We start from the raw sequence: 6,680 nt of genomic DNA, 5'->3' as shown, positions 1-6,680 counted from the left end.
GTGGGGGGGGCGGGGGGGGGGGGTGTGGCTCCCGGCGGGGCGGCCGCGGGCGGTGGTCTCCACGCGGGGGGGGGCGGCGGTGCGGGGTCGGGACCCCCGGCTGGTCGCCGACCCCGCGTCGGGGCGGTGATCCGGTGCAGGTCTGCGGTGAGGTCGGCCGAGGCCATGGCTTCGGCGGCGGACGCGTAGCCCGGCAGCCTGATCGCGTCGGCCATCGTGTCGGTGGCGGTCTCGACCAGTTCGGCCGGGGCGTCGGGGGCGAGGAGACGTGGCGCGCGCTCGCGGGCGAACGCCTGCGGGCCCAGTCGTCGCAGTTCGGCGGCCCGGGAGCGCATCTGCTGGGCCCGTGCGGGGTCGGTGCCCGAGCCGAGGCTGGCGCCGATCACGGTCAGGGACCGCACGAGCTCCGGGTGGGTGGCGGCGAGCCGGAGCGCGATCGCTCCGCCCCAGGAGACGCCGACGAGGTGGAACGGGCCGGGGTCCAGCGCGGTGCGGGCGACGGCGACTGCGGCAGTGACGTACCCGTCCAGCCCGACCGGTCCGACCGGGTCGGGTGAGGCGGCATATCCGGGCGCGTCCCAGGCGGTCAGGGTGAACTCACCGGCGAGTTCCTTCAGTTGGGGCGCGAAGGAGGCTGCGGAGGAACCGATGCCGTGCAGCAGCAGCATTCCCGGGCCGGTGCCGGCCGTGCGGTGGGCGGGGACCATTCAGATCACTCCCCGAGGCTGCCCGACCAGGACGCTGAGCGAGCGGAGGACCGCGTGCGGGACCACGCCGCTGGTGCGCGGGTTCTGTGCGGACGGCAGGTTGGCGATCTCGAACCGGTAGCTTCCGCAGGGCCCCTCGGCCTCGATGACATGGCGGGTCAGGGCGGCTTCCGGGTCGGCGAGGAGTCGCACCTCGACCAGGCCGATGTCGCCGACGGCCCGGCCGACGGTCGCCGCGACGTTGAGCGAGCGGGGGAAGAGGCGGGTGGCCCTGGCGGCATCGCCCCGGAAGATCTCGACCGGCTCGGTGGTGCGGCGCAGCCGGTCAGCGGCGGCGGCGTCCATCCAGGGCTGGACGAGGGTCGCCGGCAGCTTGGCGGTGGTGACGCCGACTCTGTCGAACGGTGCCTGGGCGGCGGCGGCCGTGAGGATGTCCAGTCCGCCGACGGCGCCCGATGTGATCAGGTAGCGTCCCGGGCCGGCCGTGTCGAGCGCCGCCGCGACGTCGGGGTCGCAGAGGGCACCGACCGAGGTGACCAGGAGGTCGACCCCGTGGTCGAGGATGGCAGGACCCGACTGGGCGATCACGGTCCGGCCCGCGCATTCGACGATCACGTCGGCACGCTCCATCGCGCCTGCGAGGCTGATCTGCCGCAGGCCGAGGTCGCCCGTCCTGCGGTCATCGACGACGCCGACGGGCTCGACTCCGGGCAGTCGCCCGGCTTGGAGGGCGCCGATCACCGCGCGCCCGATCGCTCCGGCGCCGATCACCGCAACGCGTACCGACTGTTCTCCGGGGCGGGTCACTGTGCCTTCTCCGTTTCGGCGAACACGCCGCGGTCCTCGCTGCCGGCCATGTGGCCCCGCGCCTGGTACGACGGCGGACCGGCGGTTCCCCACAGGTCGGAGAGTTCCGGCACCCGGCGCCAGACCCGGCACAGCCACTGGTCCTCGACGATCTGGGCGACGTCCGAGGTGTACTCGCAGACAAGGCCCGCGGGATCGGCGAAGTAGGAGAAGGTGTTGTCGCCCGGACCGTGCCGCCCGGGGCCCCACAGGGGTGTGATCCCGTGGTGCCTCAGTGAACCGATGCCGCGCATGAAGTGGTCCATCGACGGCATCTCGTACGCCACGTGGTTGACCGACGTCCACGCGGCCTGGTTGAAGGCGATGCTGTGGTGGTCCGTGTTGCAGCGCAGGAAGGCCATCTGGTGCTCCGACCAGTCCGACACCCGCATGCCGAGCACCTCGGTGTAGAAGGCGACCGCCGCGTCGATGTCCACGGTGTTGAGCACGACGTGCGTGACCCCGGTCGGCACGGCCCGGTCGTGGCTCTGCGGAGCGACGGAGTGGACGTCGCAGCTCAGTTCGATCCGCCGGCCCTCGGGGTCGGCCAGCTGAAGTCCGTACCCGGCGCCGACGGCGTCCAGCGGTCCGGGCTCGCGCAGCAGCGGCACGCCCTTCGCGACGAGCCCGCGGCCCGCCTCGTCGATCTCGGCACGGGTGCGGACGGCGAAGCTGATGCGTCCGAGCGCGTTCTGTTCCGTGCGGGAGAGCTGCAGCACATGGTGGTTCGGTCCGGTGCCGCGCAGCCAGGTGTCGTCGGAGTCGCGCTCGACGACCGAGAGTCCCCAGACCTCCGAGTAGAAATCCGTACAGGCGTCCACATCGGGGACCCTCAGCTGCACCGAGCGCAGTGAGTGCAAACGCACGACTGCCTGATCCATGACTACCTCCATTTACCTCAGTGTTGAATCATTCAGCTATAAGCAACTTAGAGTCAAGATGCTTGTGTGTGTCGAATTTCTGAAGGTCTTGGGGCGGGAACGGGCTGGACCGGCCGGCCGATTCGGCGCACTCGGCATGGCATCGGCAGCCGAACTCGCGGAGAACTGCACGGGCCCACCCTTCGCCGGATGAGCGCTTTCGGACGCCGGGGCAGCGCGCAGGGGCCCGGCGCGGAGTCCGGCGCAGGGGCCCGGCGCTTCGGACACCCCGACCCCGAGCCTGCCCGGCATGTCGGCCCGAGAGCATGGGCCATCGACGGGTCCGGGCGGGTCGCGGTGGCGGCTCTCACGGTTCCGTACACCGATTCCTGCCAGGCCGCGTGAACGCTAAGCTCTGAGTCTCTCAAGGTGTCAATACATAGGGCTGTTACTGTTCGCGCCCGGCCCTTTCCCCGACGACCCGTAGGCAGGCGTACCGTGAGCCAGCGACCCTCCAGGCGTTCCGCCGCGTCCGAACCCCCGCTTGGGGAGCCCGGGCGAGCGGCACCGAGCCCGGCATCCGGGGACCACCCCGACGAAGTGGACCGGATCATCGCCGAATGGCGGACCGAACGACCGGGGCTCGACGCCGACAGCATCGACGTCGTGGGCCGGATCACCCGCTGCGGGCTGCTCGTCCGCAATCTGTCGAACCGGACGTACGACCGCCACGCCATCAACCAGTCGATGTTCGATGTGCTGGCGAGCCTGCGCCGGATGGGGCCGCCGTACCGCAAGACCGCCCGGGAGCTGGCCGCTTCGTCCCTGCTGACCTCGGGCGGCATGACCATGCGGCTCGACCGGATGGAGCGCGACGGACTGATCCGCCGGATCCGCTCGGAGGAGGACCGGCGGAGCGTCTACGCGGAGCTGACCCCGGCCGGCTTCGCGCTCATCGACCGGGTCATCGACGACCATCTGGAACGGGAGCGGGAGATGCTGGAGACACTCAGCCGAGAGGAGCGCGAGGAACTCGCGGGTCTGCTGAAGAAGCTGGAGACCTGGCTGCGCGACCTGGACTGACCGGCCGCCGCCCGCATCGGCGCCTCACCCCCGCCCCCGGCACGCGACCGACGAGCCGCGGGCCGGGGACCGAGCCGTCTTCCGCAGTGAAATCACTCAACTAAAAGCTTCTTTGCTCTAAGTCTTGTGGATTGCCGAAAGCGGAGTCTATGGTCTCGGCACATAGATCAATCCTCCGGATCATGGGCCCTCGGGCGCCGGTGGCGCCGGCTCGGCGCCCCCCGGCGGAATCCGACCCCCAGGGCTTGAGTCCACGCCCCCGGCGTCTCCGCCCCCCGTGGGCGGGCGACCCACAAGAGGGGCCCGAAGGGAGCTATCCGTGCCGACTCCGACCAACGCCGGGACGACCCCGCGGACCGCATCAGCGTGCCGCACCCCCGAGGGGGTACCGCACGACGAGCGCGCCTTCCGGATGCGCCGCACCCAGGAGTTCATGGACGCCCATGAACTAGACGGACTGCTGGTCTTCGGCGCCGACCGCAGCGACCGGTACGACGCGGGCCAGTACCTCTTCCGCGACCGCCGCTACCAGCACTTCGTGGTACCCCGGCACGGCGAGCCGGCCATGGTGGCCTTCGCCGCCCAGGTCGCGGCGCAGAACCTGCTCACCCGCGAGCGCGGCCTGGAGACCTGGATCGAGGACATCCGCGTGGGGTCCGCGCCGGAGTCGCTGCCGGAGATCGCGCGGGAGAAGGGGCTCGGCGGCGGGCGGCTCGGCGTGATCGGAGCCGGCTACGGTTCGCCGTTCTACCCGGGCGGCTGGGTCTCCCGGCCCGTCTGGGACGCGATCGGCGAACGGCTCCCGGGCGCCACGCTCCTCGACGTCACCCGCGACTACGGGCTCGTCATGGCCCGACGCAGCGACGAGGACCTGGAGCACCTCGCCACCGCCGCCGCGGCGGGGGACGCAGCGATCGAAGCCATGATGGCGCTCGCCGTACCCGGCCTGGACGAGACGGCCCTCTATGCCGAGGGCGTGGCGACGATGCTGCGCAGGGGCATGCGGGTCACCTGGATGCTCTTTCAGACGGGCCTGGACAACTGCGCCTGGGGCGAGCCCACCTGGCTGACCCGCCCGGAGCCGGCAAGGCGACTGGAACACTCCGACATGGTGTGGGCAGAGATCTTCCCCAACTACGCCGAGCTGAACACCCACGTCAACATGAGCTTCACCCTGGGGACTCCGCCGGCCGAGACCCTGCGCTGCGCCGAGGCTGCCCGCGCCTCCTACGAGGCCGGCGTCGACGCGGTACGGCCCGGCGCGTCCTTCGCCGAGGTGTGCGCGGCGATGGAGGCACCGCTCACCGAGGCCGGGATGTGGCACCTCACCCCCCAGTTCGCCTCGCTGAACCCGCTTCTCTCCGGTGGCGGCTCGGGTCTGGGCATCCGGGACCACGTCGCCGGGTTCGCCGGCGCGTACCCCGGCGCCGACGGCCACGAAAGTCCCTTCTTCGACTTCGAGATCGAGTCCGGCATGACCTTCTCCCTCCAGCCGGACGCCCGGCTCGGCAGGCGGGGCGCGATCGTCGGCGGCGTGGTAGCGGCGACGGAGTCCGGCTGCCGCGAGTTCAACACCGTCTCCACCCGTCTGAACTCGGTCGAGGTGTAGCCGACGTCGGGCCACCCGGCCACACACCCCGGACGCTCGCCCCGAACACAGCACATCCCCGCCATATGGTTTCGACCCCGATCCCATGTGGTCACCGCCGCCGGGCCGACCGGCACACGGGCCCGGCCCGGACGACCCCGGCCGGGCCCCGCGGAGCACGACCCGTCCGCGCGGCCCCCTCCGCCCGTCGCCCCGTCCGACACCGGAACGGGCCCGCCTCCGGGCCCGCACACGGCGACACCCGGCGACATCCTCACCACAGAGTTCCCCGGCCCCCTCAGCCGGTTCCCCACCGTCGGACACCCCACGCCCCCGGCGACCTCGCCCCCCTTTCCGGCCGGACCGTCCGGCCACCCTTCCGGCAAGGTGGTATTGATCATGACGAAGACGCCCCCGTCTCTCGACCGGCGTTCCCTTCTGCACGGTATGGCCGCAGCGGGAGCGGCCGGTCTGCTCACCGCCTGCGGCGACGGCTCCGGCAGGACCGGAGCAGGGGCCGGGTCAGGAACCGGCGGCACCCTGCCCTCCTCCCTCAGGCCGCTCGCCGACGAGGCGGCGAAGGAAGGGCGGATACGGGTCTTCGTCAGCACCGACTCCCGTACTCCCGCCCACGCCCGGAAGCTCTCCCGGGCCCTGCGCGCCGACACCGGTGCCGACATCGAGATCCAGTTCGTCGGAGGCGAGCCCGATCCGGCATTCGCGGGCAAGCTCGCCCAGGAGGCGAAGGCACAGGTAGCCCCGTCGATCGACGTGTTCGCGACCACTCCCCTGGTGGTCAAGCAGCTCAGCGGCGCGGGCCTGGTCCACGCGGTCGACTGGGCCGCCATGAAGGGGGTGGCCGCCGCCGACGTCTGGACCGGCCACCACGGCATCGTCGTCGCCGAGATCGCCCGCACCGTCCTCTACAACACCAAGAACGTCACGGCCGAGGACGCCCCGAAGACCCTGGAGGACCTGCTCACCGACCGCTGGCGCGGCAAGATCGTCACCTCCGGGCTGCCCGACGTGTTCAGCCCGCTCGCCGCAGGCCTCGGTACCGAGGCCACGCTGGACTTCGTACGCCGGCTGCTGGAGAAGGGGCGGGTGTCGCTCGCCTCGGTACCGACGGCCATCCGCACCCAGGTGAGCAGCGGCGAGTTCCCCGTCGGCTTCGGGGTCCGCATCGGCGAGCGCCAGCGCACCGCCAAGGCACCGGTCGACTACGCGCCCGTCAAGGTGCCCGTCGTGCCGCGCGCGGGCCTCGTCATCAAGGGTGCCCGGAACCCCGCCGCCTCACAGCTCTTCCTGTACTGGCTCAACGCGACCGAACAGGGCCGCCGACACGCGTATGAGGTCCTCGACTGGCCCCGCCACACCACTCCCGGCACCGATCTCCATGGTCTGGCCCAGAAGGCGGGCGGTGTGATGACCGCGGACACCGACTGGTGGATGAACGAGTACGAGCAGGTCAACAAGCAGGTCGCCCGCCTGCTGAGGAAGTAGCGATGCCCGACAAGACCTCTGTTCCGAGCCCCTCCCGTCCCGCCGCCGGCCGGAGCACCGCGCGCGGTGGAGCGCCGCCGCCCGCCGTTCCAC

At 71.8% G+C, this 6,680-nt stretch carries 7 protein-coding genes; 4 read left to right on the top strand and 3 right to left on the bottom strand.

What is annotated here, in order from left to right; translation table 11 throughout:
• The 3 genes from ACFXAZ_RS18165 to ACFXAZ_RS18155 all read right to left on the bottom strand — a co-directional run.
• Positions 1–707: alpha/beta fold hydrolase (locus ACFXAZ_RS18165; RefSeq protein WP_384591628.1), on the bottom strand; the 707-nt coding region annotated here is incomplete at its 3' end.
• A complete protein-coding gene (locus tag ACFXAZ_RS18160; protein WP_384591625.1) occupies positions 708–1,514 on the bottom strand; it encodes an aspartate dehydrogenase domain-containing protein in 807 nt (268 codons plus the stop codon). It lies immediately after the preceding gene.
• On the bottom strand, positions 1,511–2,434 hold the full coding sequence (locus ACFXAZ_RS18155) for a VOC family protein (protein ID WP_384591622.1): 924 nt from the start codon (positions 2,432–2,434) through the stop codon (positions 1,511–1,513). The genes ACFXAZ_RS18160 and ACFXAZ_RS18155 overlap by 4 nt, the downstream gene beginning before the upstream one ends.
• Positions 2,435–2,623: 189 nt before the next feature.
• On the opposite strand from ACFXAZ_RS18155, the gene ACFXAZ_RS18150 reads away from it, so the two are divergent.
• The 4 genes from ACFXAZ_RS18150 (at position 2,624) to ACFXAZ_RS18135 (ending at position 6,587) form a co-directional block, all read left to right on the top strand.
• Entirely contained in the window at positions 2,624–2,818 is a 195-nt protein-coding gene (locus ACFXAZ_RS18150; protein WP_384591619.1) for a hypothetical protein, read from the top strand.
• 195 nt (positions 2,819–3,013) lie between these two features.
• Entirely contained in the window at positions 3,014–3,496 is a 483-nt protein-coding gene (locus tag ACFXAZ_RS18145; RefSeq protein ID WP_384591616.1) for a MarR family winged helix-turn-helix transcriptional regulator, read from the top strand.
• 319 nt (positions 3,497–3,815) lie between these two features.
• Complete coding sequence (locus tag ACFXAZ_RS18140; protein WP_384591613.1) at positions 3,816–5,105, top strand: M24 family metallopeptidase; 1,290 nt, start codon at positions 3,816–3,818, stop codon at positions 5,103–5,105.
• 378 nt (positions 5,106–5,483) lie between these two features.
• Complete coding sequence (locus tag ACFXAZ_RS18135) at positions 5,484–6,587, top strand: ABC transporter substrate-binding protein (protein WP_384591610.1); 1,104 nt, start codon at positions 5,484–5,486, stop codon at positions 6,585–6,587.
• Positions 6,588–6,680: the final 93 nt, after the last annotated feature.

The organism is Streptomyces sp. NPDC059477, assembly GCF_042749375.1.
GTDB lineage: Bacteria > Actinomycetota > Actinomycetes > Streptomycetales > Streptomycetaceae > Streptomyces.
The sequence above is the reverse complement of the archived record's forward strand: the minus strand, read 5'-3'. Positions and strand labels throughout refer to the sequence as shown.

Bases quoted from the DNA above. Each gene is read 5' to 3' on its own strand.
- ACFXAZ_RS18155 (WP_384591622.1), bottom strand. From the start codon at position 2,434: ATGGATCAGGCAGTCGTGCGTTTGCACTCACTGCGCTCGGTGCAGCTG.
- ACFXAZ_RS18150 (WP_384591619.1), top strand. From the start codon at position 2,624: ATGAGCGCTTTCGGACGCCGGGGCAGCGCGCAGGGGCCCGGCGCGGAG.
- ACFXAZ_RS18135 (WP_384591610.1), top strand. From the start codon at position 5,484: ATGACGAAGACGCCCCCGTCTCTCGACCGGCGTTCCCTTCTGCACGGT.